This window comes from Dickeya sp. NCPPB 3274 (genome assembly GCF_000406205.1).
Lineage (GTDB): Bacteria > Pseudomonadota > Gammaproteobacteria > Enterobacterales > Enterobacteriaceae > Dickeya > Dickeya fangzhongdai.
Window position 1 is genome coordinate 4,329,336 of sequence record NZ_CM001979.1, and the last position, 21,260, is coordinate 4,350,595.

General features: G+C 57.4%; 20 protein-coding genes. 7 read left to right on the forward strand and 13 right to left on the reverse strand.

Translation table 11 applies throughout. The features are described 5' to 3' along the window. The first annotated feature begins 41 nt into the window (after window positions 1-41). The 5 genes from endA to ruvX all read left to right on the forward strand — a co-directional run bounded on the left by endA (window position 42) and on the right by ruvX (window position 3,671). Window positions 42-740 carry a deoxyribonuclease I gene (gene endA, locus DXX3274_RS19265; RefSeq protein ID WP_042861160.1) on the forward strand — a complete coding sequence of 233 codons (699 nt, stop codon included), beginning with the start codon at window positions 42-44 and terminating at the stop codon, window positions 738-740. A 133-nt stretch (window positions 741-873) separates the two neighbouring features. Then, window positions 874-1,608 (forward strand): 16S rRNA (uracil(1498)-N(3))-methyltransferase, encoded by a 735-nt coding sequence (gene rsmE, locus DXX3274_RS19270; protein WP_042861161.1) that lies wholly within the window; start codon window positions 874-876, stop codon window positions 1,606-1,608. A gap of 11 nt (window positions 1,609-1,619) precedes the next feature. Further along, window positions 1,620-2,573, forward strand: a complete 954-nt coding sequence (gene gshB / locus DXX3274_RS19275; protein WP_042861162.1) for a glutathione synthase — start codon at window positions 1,620-1,622, stop codon at window positions 2,571-2,573. A 103-nt stretch (window positions 2,574-2,676) separates the two neighbouring features. Then, the gene (locus DXX3274_RS19280; RefSeq protein WP_042861163.1) at window positions 2,677-3,240 is read left to right on the forward strand and encodes a YqgE/AlgH family protein; all 564 of its coding nucleotides are present in this window, start codon (window positions 2,677-2,679) and stop codon (window positions 3,238-3,240) included. Beyond that, window positions 3,240-3,671, forward strand: coding sequence for a Holliday junction resolvase RuvX (gene ruvX / locus DXX3274_RS19285; RefSeq protein ID WP_042861164.1), 432 nt, complete (start codon window positions 3,240-3,242; stop codon window positions 3,669-3,671). The genes DXX3274_RS19280 and ruvX overlap by 1 nt, the downstream gene beginning before the upstream one ends. Before the next feature lie 102 nt (window positions 3,672-3,773). Here ruvX and fbp read toward each other — a convergent pair whose 3' ends face one another. Continuing rightward, window positions 3,774-4,778 (reverse strand): class 1 fructose-bisphosphatase, encoded by a 1,005-nt coding sequence (gene fbp / locus DXX3274_RS19290; RefSeq protein ID WP_038665429.1) that lies wholly within the window; start codon window positions 4,776-4,778, stop codon window positions 3,774-3,776. A 170-nt stretch (window positions 4,779-4,948) separates the two neighbouring features. On the opposite strand from fbp, the gene mpl reads away from it, so the two are divergent. Continuing rightward, window positions 4,949-6,331: a UDP-N-acetylmuramate:L-alanyl-gamma-D-glutamyl-meso-diaminopimelate ligase gene (gene mpl / locus DXX3274_RS19295; RefSeq protein WP_042861165.1), complete on the forward strand. Its 1,383-nt coding sequence runs from the start codon at window positions 4,949-4,951 to the stop codon at window positions 6,329-6,331. Between the two features lie 105 nt (window positions 6,332-6,436). Here mpl and DXX3274_RS19300 read toward each other — a convergent pair whose 3' ends face one another. From DXX3274_RS19300 to DXX3274_RS19355, 12 genes are all read right to left on the reverse strand, one after another. Further along, a complete protein-coding gene (locus DXX3274_RS19300) occupies window positions 6,437-7,735 on the reverse strand; it encodes an adenylosuccinate synthase (RefSeq protein WP_042861166.1) in 1,299 nt (432 codons plus the stop codon). 99 nt (window positions 7,736-7,834) lie between these two features. Beyond that, complete coding sequence (locus DXX3274_RS19305; protein WP_038923952.1) at window positions 7,835-8,035, reverse strand: DUF2065 domain-containing protein; 201 nt, start codon at window positions 8,033-8,035, stop codon at window positions 7,835-7,837. 62 nt (window positions 8,036-8,097) lie between these two features. After that, window positions 8,098-9,093 (reverse strand): protease modulator HflC, encoded by a 996-nt coding sequence (gene hflC / locus DXX3274_RS19310; protein WP_033567468.1) that lies wholly within the window; start codon window positions 9,091-9,093, stop codon window positions 8,098-8,100. A gap of 3 nt (window positions 9,094-9,096) precedes the next feature. Then, window positions 9,097-10,362, reverse strand: coding sequence for an FtsH protease activity modulator HflK (gene hflK / locus DXX3274_RS19315; protein ID WP_042861168.1), 1,266 nt, complete (start codon window positions 10,360-10,362; stop codon window positions 9,097-9,099). A gap of 72 nt (window positions 10,363-10,434) precedes the next feature. Next, window positions 10,435-11,715 carry a ribosome rescue GTPase HflX gene (gene hflX, locus DXX3274_RS19320; RefSeq protein WP_042861169.1) on the reverse strand — a complete coding sequence of 427 codons (1,281 nt, stop codon included), beginning with the start codon at window positions 11,713-11,715 and terminating at the stop codon, window positions 10,435-10,437. A gap of 89 nt (window positions 11,716-11,804) precedes the next feature. Further along, window positions 11,805-12,104 (reverse strand): RNA chaperone Hfq, encoded by a 300-nt coding sequence (hfq, locus tag DXX3274_RS19325; RefSeq protein ID WP_033567471.1) that lies wholly within the window; start codon window positions 12,102-12,104, stop codon window positions 11,805-11,807. A 127-nt stretch (window positions 12,105-12,231) separates the two neighbouring features. Continuing rightward, window positions 12,232-13,173 carry a tRNA (adenosine(37)-N6)-dimethylallyltransferase MiaA gene (gene miaA / locus DXX3274_RS19330; RefSeq protein WP_042861170.1) on the reverse strand — a complete coding sequence of 314 codons (942 nt, stop codon included), beginning with the start codon at window positions 13,171-13,173 and terminating at the stop codon, window positions 12,232-12,234. Next, entirely contained in the window at window positions 13,166-15,097 is a 1,932-nt protein-coding gene (mutL, locus tag DXX3274_RS19335) for a DNA mismatch repair endonuclease MutL (RefSeq protein ID WP_042861171.1), read from the reverse strand. Before mutL ends, miaA begins: the two co-directional genes overlap by 8 nt. 26 nt (window positions 15,098-15,123) lie before the next feature. After that, window positions 15,124-16,809 carry an N-acetylmuramoyl-L-alanine amidase AmiB gene (gene amiB, locus DXX3274_RS19340; RefSeq protein ID WP_042861172.1) on the reverse strand — a complete coding sequence of 562 codons (1,686 nt, stop codon included), beginning with the start codon at window positions 16,807-16,809 and terminating at the stop codon, window positions 15,124-15,126. Next, complete coding sequence (tsaE, locus tag DXX3274_RS19345) at window positions 16,806-17,288, reverse strand: tRNA (adenosine(37)-N6)-threonylcarbamoyltransferase complex ATPase subunit type 1 TsaE (RefSeq protein WP_042861175.1); 483 nt, start codon at window positions 17,286-17,288, stop codon at window positions 16,806-16,808. Before tsaE ends, amiB begins: the two co-directional genes overlap by 4 nt. Beyond that, the gene (gene nnr / locus DXX3274_RS19350) at window positions 17,285-18,826 is read right to left on the reverse strand and encodes a bifunctional ADP-dependent NAD(P)H-hydrate dehydratase/NAD(P)H-hydrate epimerase (protein ID WP_042861177.1); all 1,542 of its coding nucleotides are present in this window, start codon (window positions 18,824-18,826) and stop codon (window positions 17,285-17,287) included. The genes tsaE and nnr overlap by 4 nt, the downstream gene beginning before the upstream one ends. A gap of 109 nt (window positions 18,827-18,935) precedes the next feature. Beyond that, window positions 18,936-19,808 (reverse strand): hypothetical protein, encoded by an 873-nt coding sequence (locus tag DXX3274_RS19355; RefSeq protein ID WP_042861179.1) that lies wholly within the window; start codon window positions 19,806-19,808, stop codon window positions 18,936-18,938. A 175-nt stretch (window positions 19,809-19,983) separates the two neighbouring features. On the opposite strand from DXX3274_RS19355, the gene queG reads away from it, so the two are divergent. Beyond that, window positions 19,984-21,138: a tRNA epoxyqueuosine(34) reductase QueG gene (gene queG, locus DXX3274_RS19360; protein WP_042861181.1), complete on the forward strand. Its 1,155-nt coding sequence runs from the start codon at window positions 19,984-19,986 to the stop codon at window positions 21,136-21,138. Window positions 21,139-21,260 lie beyond the last annotated feature (122 nt).

The following is a 21,260-nucleotide window of genomic DNA, read 5'->3' on the forward strand; positions in this document are numbered from 1 at the left end:
GGTACGCTGCCCACTTTCAACCCTGCTGGTGATTCTGGAATATGCTTCGCAATCTTGTCATTTTCGCTGTGTTAGGCGCCGGCCTGACGACGCTGGCCGCCGCCGGTCAGAACATCAACAATTTTACGCAGGCCAAGGCCGCCGCCGCCAAAATCCATCAGGATGCGCCCGGCACCTTCTATTGTGGCTGTAAGATCAACTGGCAGGGCAAAAAAGGGACGCCGGACCTGGCTTCCTGCGGTTATCAGGTGCGTAAAGACGCCAACCGCGCCAGCCGCATCGAGTGGGAGCACGTGGTGCCGGCGTGGCAGTTTGGCCACCAGCGCCAATGCTGGCAGGACGGCGGCCGCAAAAACTGCGCCAAAGACGATGTTTACCGCCAGATAGAAACCGACCTGCACAACCTGCAGCCGGCGATTGGCGAAGTGAACGGCGATCGCGGCAACTTTATGTACAGCCAGTGGAATGGCGGCGAACGCCAGTACGGCCAGTGCGAGATGAAGACTGATTTTAAAAATCAGTTGGCGGAGCCGCCCGAACGCGCCCGCGGCGCGATCGCCCGCACCTACTTCTATATGCGCGACCGTTACAACCTGAACCTGTCTCGCCAGCAAACCCAGTTGTTTGACGCCTGGAACAAGCAGTATCCGGTCACCGCGTGGGAGTGCACCCGCGAAAAACGCATCGCCGCCGTACAGGGCAACCATAACCCGTACGTGCAACAGGCTTGCCAGCCCTGACGCCGCTCCCTACTATAACGGCTTGTCTCTTATAATGATTGCCTGCCGCTGTCGCCACCGTCGCCGCACGGTGGCTGACGTCCGCCGGGCTATTCGCCCACCCGACTGATAACCACGTAAGGCCAGATTATTCATGCGAATACCGCGCATTTTTCATCCCGATACGCTTGCCCCGCAGGGGGGAGAGACGGATTTGAGCGAAGACGCCGCCAACCATGTAGGCCGGGTGCTCCGCATGAACGTCGGGCAGGCGCTGCAACTGTTCGACGACAGCAACCAGGTATTTGACGCCGAGATTTTGCAGGCAGGGAAAAAAAGCGTGCGGGTTCGTTATGCCGCCGGGCAGACCGAAGATCGGGAATCGCCGTTGCACCTGCATCTGGGCCAGGTGATGTCGCGCGGCGAGAAAATGGAGTTCACCATCCAAAAATCCATTGAGCTGGGGGTTAATGTCATCACCCCGCTGCTCTCCGAACGCTGCGGCGTCAAACTGGACGGCGAACGGCTGGAGAAGAAAATCGCTCAGTGGCAGAAAATCGCCATTGCCGCCTGTGAACAATGCGGCAGAAACCGCGTGCCGGAAATTCGCCCCGTCCAGACGCTGGAAAGCTGGTGCGCGGAACCGGACAATGGGTTAAAACTGAATCTGCATCCGCGGGCGGCGCACAGTATCAACACGCTGCCGTTGCCGGTATCGCGCATCCGGCTGCTGATTGGCCCGGAAGGCGGGTTGTCGGCGGACGAAATCGCCATGACCGCAACCCAGGGTTTTACTGATATTCTGCTGGGGCCTCGCGTTCTGCGAACAGAAACCACCGCGCTCACCGCAATCACCGCGCTGCAGGTACGATTCGGCGATCTGGGGTAAAGGAGATAACTATGATTAAACTCGGTATCGTGATGGACCCAATCTCGTCCATCAATATCAAGAAAGACACCAGCTTTGCGATGTTGCAGGAAGCGCAGCGTCGCGGCTGGGAACTGCACTATATGGAAATGGGCGATCTCTACCTGCATGCGGGTGAAGCGCGCGCCACGACCCGTATTCTGAGCGTTCAGTACGACTACAACGGTTGGTACGACTTCGGCGCGACGCAGGACATCGCCCTGCATGAACTGGACGTGGTGCTGATGCGTAAAGACCCGCCGTTCGACACCGAATTCATCTACGCCACCTATATTCTGGAGCGTGCGGAAGAGAAAGGGACGCTAATCGTCAATAAACCGCAGAGCCTGCGCGACTGCAACGAGAAACTGTTCACCGCCTGGTTCCCGCAACTAACGCCGGACACATTGGTGACCCGCAACGCCGACCGACTGCGCGCCTTCCATCAGCAGCATAGCGACGTGATCCTCAAGCCGCTCGACGGCATGGGCGGCGCGTCGATTTTCCGTCTGAAACCGGAAGACGCCAACGTATCAGTGATCATCGAAACCCTGACCGAACACGGCAGCCGTTACTGCATGGCGCAGAATTACCTGCCCGCCATCAAAGACGGCGACAAGCGCGTGCTGGTGGTGGACGGCGAGCCGGTGCCCTACTGTCTGGCCCGAATCCCCAAAAGCGGTGAAACCCGCGGCAACCTGGCGGCCGGCGGCCGCGGCGAAGCCCGCCCGCTCAGCGAAAGCGACTGGCAGATTGCCCGTACCGTAGCGCCGGTGCTGAAACAGAAGGGACTGATCTTCGTCGGACTGGACATCATTGGCGACCGCCTGACTGAAATCAACGTCACCAGCCCGACCTGCGTGCGTGAAATCGAAGCGGCTTATTCGGATGTCTCTATTACCGGCATGCTGATGGACGCCATTGAACGCCGGCTGGCTCAGCGTTAACGATACACGGACCGTATCCCGGTCGGTGATGTATCCCTGCCCGGTTTGCTGCCCGGCGGCGAACCGGAAACATCCACTCCGACAGAGAAGCGATAATAAGACGATGAATTTACAGCACCATTTTCTGATTGCGATGCCCTCTCTGCTGGACCCCGTGTTCAGGCGGACGGTGATTTACATCTGCGAGCACAATGAGGACGGCGCCATGGGCCTTATCATCAACAAGCCAATGGAACAGTTCACCGTCGAAAATATCCTCAAAAAGCTGAAAATCACGCCTAACCCGCGCGATACGACGATTCGCCTCGACAAACCGGTCTTTTCCGGCGGCCCGCTGGCGGACGATCGTGGTTTTATCCTGCATACGCCGCTCCCCGGCTTCGCGTCCAGCATCAGCATTTCCGACGAAACCATGATTACCACCTCAAAAGATGTGCTGGAAACGCTTGGGACGCCGGAACAACCGCGCAATACGCTGGTGGCGCTGGGTTATTCCGCCTGGGAAAGCGGTCAGTTGGAAAACGAACTGCTGGACAATGCCTGGCTGACGGTGCAGGCGGACCATCATCTGTTGTTCCACACCCCGATTGCCGAGCGCTGGCGCGCCGCCGCGAAAAAACTGGGCGTGGACATTCATAATATCGCCGCCGAAGCGGGGCACGCCTGATGGGAAATCGTACTTTGCTGGCCTTCGACTTCGGCACCCGCAGCATTGGCGTCGCCATCGGCCAGGAGATCACCGGCACCGCCCGCCCGCTAACGTCGCTGAAAGCGCAAGACGGCGTACCCGACTGGCAGAAAGTGGAAAAGTTGCTCAACGAGTGGCAGCCCGCGCTGGTTATCGTCGGCCTGCCGCTGAACATGGACGGCACCGAGCAGCCGCTGACCGCGCGGGCGCGCAAATTTTCCCAGCGCCTGCATGGCCGTTTCGGCGTCAAAGTTGAGCTGCACGACGAGCGGCTCAGCACGGTGGAAGCCCGGGCGGATCTGTTCGAGCGCGGCGGGTTCCGGGCATTGGACAAAGGCAGCGTGGATGCCGCCTCCGCCGTGATTATTCTGGAAAGCTGGTTCGAGCAGCAATTCGACAGACCGCAGTAAATCAGGCTCGGTGGCTCACACCACGCTCTTTCCCTATACTATCAACACCATAAACGACTCAGGCCCGCATTTGCGGGCCTGAATGACATGACTGGCGTGAACTTACGCGTCCGGATAGTCGCGCAGGAACCCTTCCAGATCTTCCACCATCGACGTGTTGCCGACGAAGAACGGCGCACGCTGATGCAGTTTCTTCGGCGTGATGTCCAGAATACGATTCTTGCCATCGCTGGCTTTGCCGCCCGCCTGTTCCGCCAGGAACGCCATCGGGTTGCATTCGTACAGCAAACGCAGTTTCCCTTCCGGGTAGCTGGCCGTGCTCGGATAGAGATAAATACCGCCTTTCAACAGGTTACGGTGGAAATCCGCCACCAGCGAACCGATATAACGGGTGGTATACGGGCGCTGAGTCGCCTCATCCTGCTCCTGACAGTATTTGATGTACTTCTTCACACCCTGCGGGAATTTAATGTAGTTCCCTTCGTTGATGGAGTACATGTTGCCTTTCTCCGGGAAACACACACGTTCGTGAGACAGGCAGAATACCCCCAGCGACGGGTCATAAGTGAAGGCATGCACGCCATGACCGGTGGTGTACACCAGCATGGTGGAAGAGCCATACACGATATAACCGGCAGCCACCTGCTTGTGGCCGGGCTGGAGGAAATCCTCTTCGCGCACCGGCATACCCAGCGGGGTGATACGGCGGTAAATAGAGAAAATGGTTCCGACAGAGACGTTAACGTCAATATTGGAAGAACCGTCCAGAGGGTCCATCAATACCACGTATTTGGCGTTTTCGGCGCGCTCACCGTCGAAGATAACGATCTCGTCTTCTTCTTCGGAAGCAATCCCTGCCACCTCGCCACGTGCTTTCAGCGCCGCTTTCAGCTTTTCATTGGCGTACAGATCGAGCTTCATCTGCACTTCGCCCTGAACGTTGGAAACGCCGCTGGTGCCCAGAATATCCACCAGACCAGCTTTGTTGATGTCGCGGTGGATAATCTTCGCACCCAGTTTGATGGCCGACAGCAGCGCAGTCAGCTCACCAGTGGCGTGAGAGAAATCGTGCTGTTTTTCGACGATAAATTCGCCTAACGTTTTCATAACACTATTCCAGAATCTACGAATGAAAAGCGGTTTCATTTTTGTACCGCCAGCGTTTGCGTCTGCAGTGTAGCCCAAAGAGAAAGCGAGTACCTAGCAAATCCATTTCTTATGACGTATTCCAGGCGTTAGAATGGACGGCAGACTCTCTGAATATAGATGGAAAACGTATGCGTATTCATATTTTAGGAATCTGTGGCACCTTCATGGGAGGACTGGCGTTGCTGGCCCGATCACAAGGGCATCAGGTAACCGGTTCGGATGCTAACGTCTATCCGCCAATGAGTACCTTACTGGAAGAACAAGGGATTACCCTTATCCAGGGATACGACCCTGCGCAGTTGGACCCGGCTCCGGATCTGGTCATCATTGGCAATGCCATGACCCGTGGCAATCCCTGCGTTGAGGCGGTGCTGGAACAAAATATCCCTTATATGTCCGGTCCGCAATGGCTTCATGATCACGTGCTGCGCGAACGCTGGGTTATCGCCGTCGCCGGCACCCACGGCAAAACCACCACCGCCGGCATGGTGACCTGGATTCTGGAAGACTGCGGCTACCAGCCGGGATTCGTCATCGGCGGCGTGCCGGGCAACTTCACCGTCTCCGCCCGCCTGGGCGAAAGCCCGTTCTTCGTGGTGGAAGCGGACGAGTATGACTGCGCCTTCTTCGACAAGCGTTCCAAGTTCGTGCACTACAGCCCGCGCACGCTAATTCTGAATAATCTGGAATTTGACCACGCGGATATCTTCGACGACCTCAAGGCCATCCAGAAACAGTTCCACCATCTGGTGCGTCTGGTTCCGGGCAAGGGCCGCATCATCGTTCCTTCTCACGACCTGCATTTGAAACAGGTAATGGGCATGGGGTGCTGGAGCGAGCAGGAGCTGGTGGGAGAGGAAGGCATCTGGAAAGCGAAAAAGGTCACCACCGACGCCAGCGTGTTTCAGGTGTACCTCAATGACCAACTGGTCGGGGAAGTCACCTGGAATCTGGTGGGCGAACACAACATGCATAACGGCCTGATGGCGATCGCCGCGGCGCGTCATGTCGGCGTCCCGCCGGAAGAAGCCTGTCGAGCGCTGGGTGGTTTCATTAACGCCCACCGCCGGCTGGAACTGCGCGGCACCGCGCACGGCGTGTCGGTCTATGACGATTTTGCCCATCACCCGACCGCGATCCTCGCCACGCTGGCCGCCCTGCGCAGCAAGGTGGGAGGCACCGCGCGGATTCTCGCCGTGCTGGAGCCTCGCTCCAACACCATGAAAATGGGTCATTGCAAAAACGAGTTAGCACCGGCGCTGGGCCGCGCTGACGGTGTCTTCCTGTTCCAGCCTCAGCATATTCCCTGGCAGGTGGCTGAAGTGGCTGACGCCTGCGTTCAGCCAGCCTACTGGAGCGCGGATATCGACACGTTGGTGGAGATGATCAGCAAAACCGCTCAGCCTGGCGATCATATTCTGGTAATGAGCAACGGCGGCTTCGGCAATATTCACAACAAACTGCTGGATGTGCTGAACGCCAAAGCGCAGGCGACGGACAACGAAGACTGACGGGTTTCTCGCAGACTGCGAGCACCGCCGGCAACATGTTTGCCGGCAAGCAGATAGCAAAAAGGACGGGCAAGCCCGTCCTTTTTCATGCAGCCACCATTGCGATTACGCGTCGAAAGGGTCGCGCAGAATCATGGTTTCTTCACGGTCCGGACCTGTGGAAATGATATCCACCGGCACACCGGTCACTTCTTCGATGCGTTTAATGTAGTTCAGCGCAGCCTGCGGCAATTTGCTGTACTCTTTCACGCCAAAGGTGCTTTCAGACCAGCCCGGCAGCGTTTCATAAATCGGCTCAATGCCTTCCCAGCCTTCAGCAGCCAGCGGGGTCACATCCACTTCGTTGCCATCCGGCATACGGTAGCCGACGCAGATTTTCACTTCTTTCAGGCCATCCAGAACGTCCAGCTTGGTCAGGCAGAAGCCGGACAGAGAGTTAATCTGCACCGCGCGACGCACCGCGACCGCATCCAGCCAGCCGGTACGACGGCGACGGCCAGTCGTTGCGCCAAACTCGTTGCCCTTCTGCGACAGATGCTCGCCAACGTCATCGAACAGCTCGGTCGGGAACGGACCGGCGCCAACGCGGGTGGAATAGGCTTTAACGATACCCAGCACGTAATCCACATAACGCGGCCCCAGACCGGAACCGGTCGCCACGCCGCCAGCGGTGGTGTTGGAAGAGGTTACATACGGATAAGTACCGTGGTCGATGTCCAGCAGCGTGCCCTGCGCGCCTTCGAACATCACCAGATCGCCACGCTGATGCGCTTTGTGCAGCAGATCGGAAACATCCACAACCATCGCGGTCAGGATGTCGGCAACCGCCAGCACGTCGTCCAGCGTTTTCTGGTAATCCACCGCATCTGCTTTGTAGTAGTGCACCAGCTGGAAATTATGGTATTCCATAATTTCTTTCAGCTTGACGGCAAAGTTTTCCCGATCGAACAGATCGCCGACGCGCAGACCGCGACGCGCAACCTTGTCTTCATACGCAGGCCCGATACCACGACCGGTGGTGCCGATTGCTTTAGCGCCGCGCGCTTTTTCACGGGCATTATCCAGCGCCACATGGTACGGCAGAATCAACGGGCAGGCTTCGGAAAGCAACAGACGCTCACGCACCGGCACGCCACGTGCTTCGAGTGCGGTCATTTCTTTCAGAAGCGCATCCGGCGCCAGCACCACACCGTTACCGATGATGCTGATGACATTTTCGCGCAGAATACCTGAGGGAATTAAATGAAGAACGGTTTTTTCACCGTTGATAACCAGCGTGTGACCAGCATTGTGACCACCCTGGTAGCGCACAACATATTTGGCCCGTTCAGTCAGCAGGTCTACGACCTTGCCTTTACCTTCGTCACCCCATTGGGTGCCCAGTACGACAACGTTCTTACCCATCTCAAGAATCACCAGATTGGTTAAAAAAGGATTCTAGCATCTCATCTTGCGGCTTTCAGTACTTTTAGCACACGTTTGCGCACATTTTTAGCGGAAATTTCAGCCGCCTGCCCGGCTACGCAACATGTAGTAGATCACACAGCCGGCGACCACAATACCCCCGCCAAACCGGCGTAAAATATTATCGGGCAACTGTGCCATGGTCAGGATCATCCGCCGCCAGATACGAGGAAACAGCAACGGCCCCAACCCTTCCATGATTAGCACCAACCCCAGCGCCAGCCAGATGCTCACATTCATAAAAAAACTCCAGACAGAAAAAAGCCCGTAAACACGGGCTTGATAGTGGCGGTTAAATAACCTTAACGAGTAGAGAGGCTTTTCTCAGGCGATTTCATATAACGGAAGAAATCACTATCGGGACTCAACACCAACACATCCTGATTGGTGCTGTTAAAGCTATTCTCATAGGCTCGCAGGCTACGAATAAAACCATAAAAAGCCGGATCCTGACTAAACGCGCCGGCGAACAGTTTAGCCGCGTCGGCATCCCCTTCACCGCGCAGGATTCGCCCCTGACGCTCAGCTTCCGCCAGTGTACGAGTGACCTCGTAGTCGGCCGCCGCCTTGATTTTCTCGGCCTGCTCCTGACCCTGAGAACGATGACGGCGAGCAACCGCTTCACGCTCCGCACGCATACGTTGGAAGATCGCGTCCGATACTTCAGTTGGCAGGTTGATCTGCTTGATACGTACGTCGATCACCTCGATCCCGAGCGCCGCCATACTGTTAGGGTTAACCCGCGGACCACCGCTGGAGGTCTCGCGCTCCACACGCGCCGCCGCCGAGGCAATGGCGTTATCCGCTTCCGTGGTTTCGCCGGTACCGGCGTTCAGTGCTTCACGCACATCGGACATCAGTTGGCCGCGGGAATCGGTCACGATGCCTTTCACATCCAGACGACCGATTTCAGAACGCAGACGGTCGCTGAACTTACGCTTCAGCAGGACTTCCGCCTGAGACACATCGCCACCGCCGGTAGCCAGGTAGTAACGGCTGAAATCGCTGATACGCCATTTGATATAAGAGTCGACGATCAGGTCTTTCTGCTCTTTGGTAATGAAGCGATCGGCCTGGTTTTCCATGGTCTGGATACGGGCATCCAGCATTTTTACCGACTCCAGGAACGGAATCTTCACATGCAGACCAGGCAAATACACCAGCGGTTTGTTTTCGTTGTCGCGCAGGACTTTGCCAAAGCGCATCACGATACCGCGCTGGCCTTCCTGCACCACAAACAGCGAGGCATAGACCACCAGCAGTAACAGGACAAGAATAAAGAGGACTGACTTACGCATTGATTATTCTCTCCCTACGCGAATGTTCTCGTCGCGCTGCGCGTTGGCGCGGCGTTGATCCATAATGTTGCCGTTGTTGCCGGAAGAACGCGGCGCATAGCCGACACCACTACTGTTTGATGAGGTTGACGGCAGACGCAACGGCGCCTGATTGGCGGCATTGCCGCTCGTCGGCGCACCGGTCGAAACGCCCCCCTGACCACGCATAATTTGATCAAGCGGCAGGACCATCAGATTGTTGCTCTTGTCGCTCACCAGCACCTTGTTGGTGTGGCTCAGCACGCGCTCCATCGTCTCTATGTAAAGACGCTCACGGGTAATTTCTGGTGCGGCTTTATACTCCGGCAACAGACGCGAGAAGCGGGAAACTTCACCCTGAGCTTCCAGCACGGTGCGGTCTTTATAAGCGCGGGATTCCTCCAGAATACGCTGCGCCTGACCATTGGCGCGCGGCTGGACTTCGTTGGCGTAGGCTTCCGCCTCACGAATGTACTGCTGCTCGTTTTCACGAGCGGCGATCGCATCGTCGAACGCGGCTTTGACTTCCTCCGGCGGACGAGCGGTCTGGAAGTTCACGTCCAGCAGGGTAATACCCATATCATAAGGACGCACGGTTTCCTCCAGCACACGCTGGGTATCCGTACGCACAATGGTGCGCCCTTCGGTCAGGATTTTATCCATGGTGTATTTGCCGATCACCCCGCGCAGCGCGCTGTCGGTGGCCTGACGCAGGCTGTCATCGGCATTGGTGACGCTAAACAGATACTTGTCCGGCTGGGTGACGCGGTACTGGACGTTCATCTCCACCCGCACCACATTTTCGTCGGACGTCAGCATAACGCCGGACGTCGCCAGTTCGCGCACGGACTCAACGTTTACGGCACGCACCGAATCAACAAAGGTCGGTTTCCAGTTCAGGCCCGGACCAACCAGATGGCTGAATTTGCCAAAACGGGTGACCACGCCGCGCTCGGCTTCCTTGATGGTATAGAAACCGCTGACGCCCCAGACCACCACGGCAGCCGCCACGACCAGCCCCAGAATACGGCCGCCGTTGCCGCCGCCCCCCTGAGAACCGGTACCGGAACCAGACGACTTGCCACCCAGTTCGCCGAGCTTTTTGCTCAACTTACGGAAGATATCGTCGAGGTCAGGCGGTCCCTGATCCCGTCCACCTTTATTGTTTCCGCCAGAGTTGCCGCTATTGTTATTGCTGCTCCCCCACGGGTCGCGGTCCTGTCCGTTGTTACCGGGCTGATTCCACGCCATGTTTAGCTCCATTCATTATGATAGGTATTTTTCGGGGTCAATGTCCCAGAGTTATGAGACTGTCTGTGTCGCTCAGACAATATAATCCTGCAATTTCTGCTCCTGCTTGCACAGGCGCCGCCAGTCGATAATGGGCATTCTGACCACCAACCCTACGCTGCCGTCTTCCTCAATCCATTCTTTTTCTATTGCCTGAAGCTGGTAGAAACGGCTTCGCAGACGCCCGGCCTGCGGAGGAAGATGCAGAGAATAATGCGCAATTTCTCCGGAAAGCCGTTCAGTCAACGCCTGGAATAATAATGGAATCCCTTCTCCGGTCTGGGCAGAAAGCCATACCCTGATCGGTCGGTTCTCTTCATCACGGTCGATACGCGGTTCAATGTTTTCCAGCCGGTCGATCTTGTTCATGACCAGCAGAAACGGAATATCGTCCGCTTCGATTTCAGCCAATACCTCATTCACCGCATCAATGTTTTCATCGATGCGAGCGTCAGAAGCATCAACCACATGCAACAGCAAGGTCGCTTCCCGGGTTTCCTGCAGCGTCGCTTTGAACGCCGCCACCAGGTCATGCGGCAACTCACGGATAAAGCCGACGGTATCCGCCAGCACGGTATCCCCGACGTCATCCACATTGATGCGTCGCAAGGTCGGATCCAGCGTGGCAAACAGTTGGTCGGCGGCATAGACATCCGCCGATGTCATGCGGTTGAACAGGGTCGATTTGCCGGCGTTGGTGTACCCCACCAGCGAAACCGTCGGCACTTCGGCTCGGGTTCGCGCCCGACGCCCCTGTTCACGCTGCTTTTCCACCCTTTCAAGGCGGGACAAGATCTGACTGATACGGTTACGCAGCAAGCGCCGGTCGGTTTCCAACTGGGTTTCACCCGGCCCGCGCAAACCAATCCCGCCCTTCTGTCTTTCAAGGTGGGTCCAGCCGCGCACCAGGCGCGTCGCCAGGTGGCGCAACTGCGCCAGCTCAACCTGCAGCTTCCCCTCATGGGTGCGGGCGCGCTGAGCGAAGATATCCAGAATCAACCCGGTTCGGTCGATAACCCGGCATTCGCACAGCCGTTCCAGATTACGCTCCTGCGCGGGCGTCAACGCATGATTGAACAACACGACAAAGGCGCCGGTCGCTTTGACCGCTTGAGCGATCTCCTCCGCCTTGCCTTCGCCGACAAAATATTTGGAGTGCGGCGCCTTACGGCTGCCGGTAATCACCTGCAACGCGTCTATTCCGGCTGAAGACACCAGAGATTCGAACTCCAGCAAATCCTCAGTATCTTTCTCTTGCGAAAAGTAAATATGAACTAGTATGGCCTGTTCACCGGCTTCATAACGGTCAAACAACCGGGCACCCTCTCAGAAAAAAGCGACCACGGCAGTGAAAGTCGCTGCAATCAGCGCTTTTCCCGCCGTGGTAAACTGGTAAGGACGCGTTATTCAGCGTCATCACTTTCCTGCTGCGGCTGTTGCTGCGCAGACTGGTTATTGGCATGGTAGTTATTTGAGCCGGGATTATTGCTATGATGCGACACCGGGCGAGACGGAACTACCGTAGAAATGGCGTGTTTGTACACCATCTGGCTAACCGTGTTTTTCAGCAGAATCACAAACTGATCGAAAGATTCAATCTGACCTTGCAGTTTGATGCCATTAACCAAATAAATCGAAACCGGAACACGTTCACGACGCAAAGCGTTCAAGAACGGATCTTGCAAAGATTGCCCCTTAGCCATTCTATATTTTCCTTATTTGCTTGTTATTTGTAACAAAGAACCCTGCGGCCCTAAAATAACGTTATAAAAATTTTGTGCCGAGAATCAGTCAATTGTAGACACAGGCAATTGTACACAATCGTCTAACCTATGCACTAACAACCTGAATCACCTTGCGTAACGCCTCTCCGGGCCGGTCGCTGTCAAGCCAGCAAACTTCTTCCCAGCCACGCAACCAGGTCATCTGGCGCTTCGCCAGCTGCCGGGTGGCGCAGATGCCACGATACACCATCTCATCGTAATCGATCTCGCCCGACAAATATGACCACATCTGGCGATATCCGACACAACGGATTGACGGCAACGCAGGATTCAAATCCGGCCGGGCGAACAGCGCCCGAGCCTCTGTTTCAAAACCTGATTCCAACATCTGCCGGAAACGCAACGCTATCCGCTCATGCAACAACTCGCGCGTTGCCGGAGCAATCGCAAACTGATGAACACGATAGGGCAACGCTTCACCGGATGTCTTTGTCAACTCGGTTAAAGTGTTACCTGAAACGAAAAAAACTTCCAGTGCCCGAGACAGTCTCTGCGGATCATTTGGATGAATCCGAGCCGCCGACACCGGATCGATGGCACTCAACTGACGATGCAACGCTTCCCATCCCTCGGTCCGCGCGCGCTCTTCGATTTCCCGCCGTACCTGCGCATCCGCCGACGGCAGCGGCGACAACCCTTCCAGCAGCGCCTTGAAATACAGCATGGTGCCGCCCACCAGCAGCGGAATGCGCCCGGCGGCGGTGATCTCCGCCATCGCCTGCAGCGCATCGCGCCGAAAATCCGCGGCGGAATAGGCTTCGGCCGGATCAAGAATATCGAGCAGGCGATGCGGGGCTCGCGCCAGCTCTTCCGGACCAGGCTTGGCGGTACCGATATCCATACCGCGATAAATCAGCGCCGAATCCACACTAATCAACTCAACGGGAAGTTGCTCGCGCAATGCCATCGCCAGCGCGGTTTTCCCGGACGCCGTCGGCCCCATGATAAAAATAGCCGGCGGATGCTGCGCCGTTTCAAACTCATTCATGCTTCTTCAACGCCCTGATGGCGGATTCAATATCCATCACATATAACAATTCTGACGGCGGCGTTTTCACGTGCAAAGGACATAAACGCTCTACGTCGGACAGCAGTTGTACGGCCTGAGCAAGCGTCCAGTTTTCACGCTCGCTGCCAAGTCGCCGGGCTATCCACGCCGCTACCGCATCAGGCTTCGCGTCATGAGAATCAGCAAGATAGCCTAGCAGGTCAGAAATCAAGTTTTGTAAATTTTGTTGTCTCAATGGTAAAGGTACCGCCCGCAGCGTAGCGCGCGGCGGCGCCAGTTCCACCTCTATTCCCATACGGGTCATTAGCGGCTGTTGCTGCTGCATGACCGCCAGCTCGGACGGGCTCAGCGTCAGCCGTTGCGGAATCAGCAACGGCTGCGGCCGTAATCCCTCGCCGGCCTCCAACGGCGTCAACTGCGCCTGCCGGAGGTAACGTTCCGCCACGGTCAGCGACAACAACGCCAGACCTTGCTGATATTCCACCAGCGCGTAGCTGGGAGGATACACCGTCAGCACGCGCCCTAGCCCCAATGCATGGCTCTCCAGCGGTGCTTCTACCGCTGCCTTTACCGTCACATCGCGCTGCGCCGCGGGCACATCCCTAACCGGCGGCATCTCCCGGGCGACCGTTTGCTGCCGCGATGACTCAGTATGCAGCAACTGCTGGTACAGCTCGCCCTGTTTCTTTTGATAACCGGCCGTCTCGGTCCGGGCGGACTGGCGCTCACGAGCATGGTGACTCTCCACGTGGCGCCCCGCGCTACCCGACGATGCCGCTCTCGGCGTCTCCGGCGTGGGTTCTGCCGGCCGGGCAAACTGGTTTTCACCTGCGGCAGTCCGGTTTTCCGGCTGCCATGTCGTCGCCGGCGTCTGCGTATCGCCGACGCCGCTCAACCCCGGCGCCGCCGCCTGCTGTAATACCGTTATCACCGCCTGATAGATAAAGTCATGCACCAGACGGGCCTGATGGAAGCGAACCTCATGCTTGGCCGGGTGCACATTGACATCCACCTGATGAGGGTCGACCTCCAGATACAGCACATAAGCCGGCTGTTGTTCATCGCGCAACTGATCCTGATACGCCTGACGAATCGCATGATTGATTAAGCGGTCACGCATCATGCGCTGATTGACGTAGCAATACTGCATTTCCGGCAACTGGCGCGACCCAGCCGGATCCGCCACCCAGCCGTGAATTTTCAGATCGCCATGTTGCCAGGAAACCGCCAGCGCATGCTGCAGAAACGCCGCGCCACAGATGCTGCCAAGCCGCCTCTCGCGCTGGGCAGACTCCGACACCGCGCGATATTGCCGGATCAACTTACCGTTGTGATGCAACGTGATCGCCACATCGAAGCGCGCCAGCGCAATGCGCCGCACCACTTCATCGATGTGCATAAATTCCGTTTTTTCGGTACGCAGAAACTTGCGCCTGGCCGGGGTATTGTAAAACAGATCCAGGACTTCCAGCGTAGTGCCAACCGGGTGCGCCGCCGGTTTGACGGTCACCGCCATCTCTCGCCCTTCGGCGTAGGCCTGCCACGCTTCCGCCTGCGCGTCGGTACGGGAGGTCAGCGTCAGGCGGGAGACCGAACTGATACTGGCCAGCGCTTCGCCGCGAAACCCCAGGCTGACGATCGCTTCCAAATCGTCAAGCGTGGCGATCTTACTGGTGGCGTGACGAGCCAGCGCCAGCGCCAGATCCGCCTTACCGATGCCACAGCCGTTATCCCGAATGCGAATCAGCTTCGCGCCGCCGCGTTCGATTTCGATATCGATCCGCGTCGCTCCGGCGTCCAGGCTGTTTTCCACCAGTTCCTTGACGACGGAAGCAGGCCGCTCCACCACCTCGCCGGCAGCGATCTGGTTCGCCAACTGGGGCGGCAGCACCTGAATCGGCATGGACTCTCCTCGTTTTATCACCCGGATCAGGCAGAAGGGATAATCAGCGTCTGCCCCAACTGCACGGTTCCGGAAGACATGTTGTTCGCCTGCTGGATCGCTTTCATGCTCACGCCATACCGGCTGGCGATGGCACTCAGCGTATCGCCCCGCGACACTTTATGTTTTATCACGGTTGCGCTTTTCTTCGCGCTCGAAGACGACGCGGCCGCAACGGGTTTGCTCTTCGTCGCCGAAGCCGTTTTAACCGCCGATGAGGCGGCGCCGGACGGGATCCTCAGCCGTTGCCCCACCCAGACCACGTCTTTTTTCAGGCGGTTTGCTTCACGAATAGCGTCCATACTGACGCCGTAATGCGCGGCGATCCCCGATAATGTTTCTCCGGTCGCAACAGTATGGCGTACCGTTGCTCCTGTTGCGATCTGAGCTGGCTCAGGGGCTGCTGCGTTTTTCACCGTCTGCGAGCCGAGCGGACGGTTTTCCTGCTTTGGGATATTTTGTAACGGATGAGTCTGGAAATAGCTGCGCAACCCCTGATAGATGGCGTTGGCAATTTTTTCCTGATACTCGTTGCTGCCCAGCAGCCGCTCCTCGCTCGGATTAGAAATGAACCCGGTTTCCACCAGCAAAGACGGAATATCCGGTGAACGCAATACGCCCAGACTGGCGTGTTCCGGCCGGCGCTTATGCAGGCTACCGACACGCTGCAGTTCGCGCAGCACTTTCACCGCCACATCATACCCCACCCGCTGTGAATGCCCGAACTGCAGATCCAGCACCGCCTGACTCAGGTACGGATCGGCCGCGCTGTTGGCCAGCAGATCGCCCGCGCCCCCCAGCAATTCAGACTGTTTTTCATGCTGTTCCAGCCAGTTGGCCATTTCACTGTTGGCGCGCCGGTTGGACAGTACCCATACTGATGCGCCGGTCGCGCCGCGGTTAGGCGCCGCGTCCGCGTGAATGGACACCAGCAGGTTAGCCCCTTGCTTGCGCGCCACGTCGGAACGCCCCATCACCGAAATAAAATAGTCGCCGTCGCGGGTCAGCACCGGTTTAAACGCCGGATCGGCGCTCATGATGGCGCGCAGTTTACGGGCTATCGAAATGGTGACATTTTTTTCATGTAGCCCGCCCGGCCCGGTGGCGCCCGGATCCTCACCGCCGTGGCCGGCGTCAATCGCGACAATGATTTTCTCGCCGCTGCCCGCCCGCCCCGATACCCGGGTCGGCGCAGCCGCTACCGCCGCAGCCGATGTCTGAGGAACCAGAGGATTACGTCCGACCTGCGACGACGGTTGCACGGGCTGGGCCACAGGTTTGCGGGCCGCCGTTTTGCGCTCGCCAGTCAGGGTAAAGACGGCGCCATTGCCTTCTTTCACGGCCCGAACCTGTACCTTTTGGGTCAGGTCCAGCACCAGACGCAGGCTTTTCGGGTCCTTAGCGTTGCTGGTGCGAATGCGGGCAATCAGATTCTGGCCGTTAAACGCTAGCGGCAGTCCTTTCATCACGCCGGATTGGCTGATATCGATAACCACCCGGTTTGGATTATTCAGCGAAAAGTATTCATACACCGGCTGACCGCTAAAACTCAGCGTAACGACCGCCTCGCCGGCAGCGTTGTTCACCCGGATATCGGTCAGGCTGCTCGCCCACAGCGGCCATGACAACATCAGCAATAGCCCCAGCAGGGCCTTCATCAACCGCACGGTCATGGCGCTTCCTGCTCCGGCCAGGCGGCCAGCGCCGCTACGATCTGCTCGCCCTGCGGCGTACGGGCCTTGATCTCCGCCTGTCGGCCCGCAGCCTGATAGCCAAGATGTAATTCAACATCGGCTTGCGGCAAGAAGCCTGCGCCTTGTTGCGGCCACTCAATCAGGCAGATAGCATCCTGCGACAAATAGTCACGAATGCCCATGAACTCCAGTTCTTCAGGATCCGCCAGTCGATAAAGGTCGAAGTGATACACCGGACGCGGCAGCAGCGCATAGGGCTCTACCAGCGTATAAGTCGGGCTTTTCACATTGCCCTGATGACCCAACGCCTGCAGGAATCCGCGGCTCAGCGTGGTTTTACCCGCCCCCAGATCGCCCAGCAGATAAATAATGGTGGCGCGCTCGCAGGCTCGGGCTAACGCCGCTCCCAGCGCAATGGTGGCTGCCTCGTCCGGCAAAGGTAACAAAAGCGTCTTCATTCTGTGTTTTCTAAGGATATCCGCTCAGGATTTACATACTGCGGCAATACCGCCATCAAATCGGTTGCCAACATCCCGCGTGTGCCCTGCCGCTGCGCCAGCCAGTCCGCTGCCGCTCCGTGGGCTACACAACCGGCGCAGGCGGCGTCGTACAACGACAGCCCTTGCGCCAGCATCGCCCCAATCATGCCTGCCAGCACGTCCCCCATACCGCCGGTCGCCATGCCGGGATTTCCCACATCGGCGATCGCCAATTCGCCCTGCTCGCCAGCCAGCACCGTACCGGCGCCTTTTAGCACTACCACGCCGCCATAGCGTTTCACCAGGCGTTGTGCAGCAAGTAAGCGATCACTTTCAATATCGGCAATCCGGCAGTTCAACAGACGGGCGGCTTCGCCGGGATGAGGCGTTAAAACGCGATTCTGACGTTTATGCGGGCTGATTGCCAGCAGGTTGAGCGCATCGGCATCCCATAACATGGATTTGTTACAATTTTCTGCGATCCGCAGTGCGTTTTTTCCCCATTCGCGCTGCCCCAGCCCCGGCCCGATCACCACTACATCCGCCCATTCGACGCCGGCCTTGACCGAATCGGTGGTCAGTTCCTGCACCATCAGTTCCGGACGAGCCACCAGCAAGGCGGCCAGATAGCTTTTGTGAGTAAGCACTCGCACCAGCCCTGCGCCACCGCGTAGCGCCGCCTCTCCTGCCATGAAAATCGCACCGCCGGTGCCTTCGTCGCCGCCGATAATCAACAAACGGCCGTGCTCGCCTTTATGCGCGCCCGGACGCCGTGGTTTCAGCCATTGCGTCAGCGACGCCGCGGTCAAACGCGCGATCGGCGCCGATTGTTGCGCCAGCCAGTCGCCGAGCCCCAAAGCATGGTGATGAAGCTGCCCGACGACATCCCGTGCCTGGCCGGTTAATAAACCGGGCTTCAGCGCAATAAACGTCACCGTGTGCGCGGCGTGGATCGCAGCCCCTGCGCAGACGCCGGTTTGCGCATTCAATCCGGAAGGAATATCCAGCGCGACAATCGGCGCCGAATGGCGGTTGGCCTTAGCGATCAGGGCGTCATAAGGCGCGCGGGGAGCGGACGACAGCCCGGTTCCCAGCAGGCCGTCAATGATCAGATCGATATCATCAGGCCACGGCGCATCGATATGCTGCTCGCGTCCCCCGACATCAAACCATGCCTGACGCGCCAGATGCGCTTCTGCCGGCAGCGGCCGATCGCCGATCGCCGCAACCACCGTGACCGCAATTCCTGCGGCGCGCGCCAGAGCGGCGACCACATACCCGTCGCCGCCGTTGTTGCCATGTCCGCACAGAATCAGCCAGTGCCGGGCGGTAGGGTATTGCCGTTGCGCTATACGAAAAGCGGCATCGCCCGCACGCTGCATAAGCGTATTTAATGAGACGCCGACATAGCCTGCCGCATGAGGCTCCTCACGGCGCAGCCAGTCGGGTAAAAAAACAGTATGAGGCAGGTCGGGTAATGATCCGCCGGGCTGATACACGCGATGATCTTGCTGCATGTCATCCCTCCGTCGGTAGCAGGATAGTGCGCCTCAACTTAGCAAGGTCTGCCGGGAAGCGCCATATGCGGAGAAACGGAAATAAGGATAACAATACGCTGAACGCCATTCAGCGTAGCGATCCTTCCAGCACGTCGACAAACTGTCTTAATGCTTGTACATGCGTCTGCACGGTTTGTTCGTCGTAGCTCATCAGCAACGTTTCACGCACATCGTTAATCAATGTCGCCGACGAAGACAGATCCGCCGAGGCAAAACGGTTCGCTAGCTGGTCGCCGGCAATCGACTGGAACAATTTCCCGGCATTTTCCTGATATTCACTAATCCATTCGGGGTGTTGGGGAAGTTGCTTCACAAAATCGAGATAAGGCGCAAACCAGTCGCCACCGCTTTCCAGCGCGCCCAGATATGCCTGATAGCGGCCGGGATCTTTTTCCTTCATCAGTTCGGCGACATCCACTTTATACTCGTTCGTGCCGGGAACACGCTCAGGCAGGGTAAGATAAGAAATGTTGCCGTTGTCATCGACCTGACGTGTTTTCACTACCGATGCCAGCAGGTTCATGCTTTCCATAAACGCCGTTTTCTTATTGCCACTCAAATAGCGCTCGGCGAAATAGCCGGCCTGAGACAAACCAAGCTCCAGCGCCAGTTGACGCTGCTCGTCGTCCAGCTCAGCCGCATTCACGAAGTTGTCGTCAATTAGGCGGTAAATGGCTTGCGAAACCTGTTCCGGCTGATCGACCAGCGCCGCCGACACCCCATTATCGATCTGCGAAGAAAAATAATACCGGGCCGGCGACGCCACAATATCTCCCTCTGCCAGTTGGCGCCCCTCATTGCTGATTTGGACGTATTCAACCGTCGGTTTCTCCGCAGGAGTCACATACGCCAGAGTCGCCTCCTGTGGCTGATTGGGGTCAATATGCAAATTCAGATCCCGATTCACCAGCCGGTAGGCCGAAAGCGCGACTGTTTCCACTTCATTTCCTCCCAGAGCCATAAAGAAAATTGTCAATTCGCTCAAGTTATCGACATCTTGTGCGAAAATATTAATAAATATGTCTGTTTGTTACCCACCCATCACCGACTCGCCGCGAACGACGCCAGGACAATGTGATAAAATCAGACGCCCAGTTTCTTCTCGATGGTTACGCATGACATACCCCTACGATCTCAACGAACTCGCACAGCTCATCAAGCAATGGGGGCTTGAATTGGGTTTCCAGCAAGTGGGGATTTGCGACACTGATTTGTCTCATGAAGAACCCCGCCTTCAGGCGTGGCTCGACAAGCAGTATCACGGCGAAATGGAATGGATGGCGCGCCACGGCATGATGCGAGCCCGCCCGCATGAACTGTTGCCCGGAACGTTACGCGTCATCAGCGTACGCATGAATTATCTGCCGGCCAAAGCCGCGTTTGCCAGTACGCTGAAAAACCCGCACCTTGGGTATGTTAGCCGTTACGCCCTGGGGCGTGACTATCATAAGTTACTGCGTCAACGGCTGAAAAAGCTGGGCGACCGAATTCAGGAGCACTGCGGCGAGTTGCAGTTTCGCCCCTTTGTCGATTCAGCACCGATCATGGAACGGCCTCTAGCCGCTAAAGCCGGGCTTGGATGGGTTGGCAAGCACTCACTGGTGTTGAACCGGGAAGCGGGTTCCTGGTTCTTTTTGGGGGAACTGCTTATCGACCTGCCTTTACCGGTAGATCAACCGGTTGAAGAACAGTGTGGTAAATGCGTAGCCTGTATGACGACCTGCCCTACCGGCGCAATCGTCGAGCCTTACACTATTGATGCCCGCCGCTGTATTTCCTACCTGACCATTGAGCTGGAAGGCGCGATTCCGGAACCTCTGCGTCCGTTGATGGGAAACCGCATCTACGGCTGTGACGATTGCCAGTTGATTTGCCCCTGGAATCGCTTCTCGCAACTTACCGACGAACCCGATTTCAGCCCGCGGGCGGCGTTGCATGCACCGGAGTTACTGGCGTTGTTTAGTTGGGATGAAACCCGTTTTTTGCGGGTAACTGAAGGTTCCGCTATCCGGCGCATCGGCCACGGGCGCTGGCTGCGTAATATCGCCGTCGCACTGGGCAACGCGCCCTACGACGGTAGGATCATCCCGGCGCTGCAGGGCCGACTGGGAGAAAGTGCCCTGCTGGACGAACATATTCACTGGGCCATCGACCAACAGCTAACCCGACGCAGTCAACAATCGATTGACGCTCAGCCTATTGATGTTCAGCCGCCGCAAAAAAAACGGTTAATCCGTGCGATAGAGAAAGGTTTGCCGCGAGACGCCTGAAATTTTGCGTTGCGATTGTTTGACGATCCTGAACCATCCATCTGTGGATAATTTTAAAAAAGCGTTGTCAATCAATCATCACAAAAAGTACAAGTGATCTGGATAGCGTTTTTTATCATAAA

Excerpts from the sequence above, each read along its gene's own strand:
- endA (WP_042861160.1), top strand. The coding sequence starts at position 42 with ATGCTTCGCAATCTTGTCATTTTCGCTGTGTTAGGCGCCGGCCTGACG.
- rsmE (WP_042861161.1), top strand. The coding sequence starts at position 874 with ATGCGAATACCGCGCATTTTTCATCCCGATACGCTTGCCCCGCAGGGG.
- gshB (WP_042861162.1), top strand. The coding sequence starts at position 1,620 with ATGATTAAACTCGGTATCGTGATGGACCCAATCTCGTCCATCAATATC.
- DXX3274_RS19280 (WP_042861163.1), top strand. The coding sequence starts at position 2,677 with ATGAATTTACAGCACCATTTTCTGATTGCGATGCCCTCTCTGCTGGAC.
- ruvX (WP_042861164.1), top strand. The coding sequence starts at position 3,240 with ATGGGAAATCGTACTTTGCTGGCCTTCGACTTCGGCACCCGCAGCATT.
- fbp (WP_038665429.1), bottom strand. The coding sequence starts at position 4,778 with ATGAAAACGTTAGGCGAATTTATCGTCGAAAAACAGCACGATTTCTCT.
- mpl (WP_042861165.1), top strand. The coding sequence starts at position 4,949 with ATGCGTATTCATATTTTAGGAATCTGTGGCACCTTCATGGGAGGACTG.
- DXX3274_RS19300 (WP_042861166.1), bottom strand. The coding sequence starts at position 7,735 with ATGGGTAAGAACGTTGTCGTACTGGGCACCCAATGGGGTGACGAAGGT.
- DXX3274_RS19305 (WP_038923952.1), bottom strand. The coding sequence starts at position 8,035 with ATGAATGTGAGCATCTGGCTGGCGCTGGGGTTGGTGCTAATCATGGAA.
- hflC (WP_033567468.1), bottom strand. The coding sequence starts at position 9,093 with ATGCGTAAGTCAGTCCTCTTTATTCTTGTCCTGTTACTGCTGGTGGTC.
- hflK (WP_042861168.1), bottom strand. The coding sequence starts at position 10,362 with ATGGCGTGGAATCAGCCCGGTAACAACGGACAGGACCGCGACCCGTGG.
- hfq (WP_033567471.1), bottom strand. The coding sequence starts at position 12,104 with ATGGCTAAGGGGCAATCTTTGCAAGATCCGTTCTTGAACGCTTTGCGT.
- miaA (WP_042861170.1), bottom strand. The coding sequence starts at position 13,173 with ATGAATGAGTTTGAAACGGCGCAGCATCCGCCGGCTATTTTTATCATG.
- mutL (WP_042861171.1), bottom strand. The coding sequence starts at position 15,097 with ATGCCGATTCAGGTGCTGCCGCCCCAGTTGGCGAACCAGATCGCTGCC.
- amiB (WP_042861172.1), bottom strand. The coding sequence starts at position 16,809 with ATGACCGTGCGGTTGATGAAGGCCCTGCTGGGGCTATTGCTGATGTTG.
- tsaE (WP_042861175.1), bottom strand. The coding sequence starts at position 17,288 with ATGAAGACGCTTTTGTTACCTTTGCCGGACGAGGCAGCCACCATTGCG.
- nnr (WP_042861177.1), bottom strand. The coding sequence starts at position 18,826 with ATGCAGCAAGATCATCGCGTGTATCAGCCCGGCGGATCATTACCCGAC.
- queG (WP_042861181.1), top strand. The coding sequence starts at position 19,984 with ATGACATACCCCTACGATCTCAACGAACTCGCACAGCTCATCAAGCAA.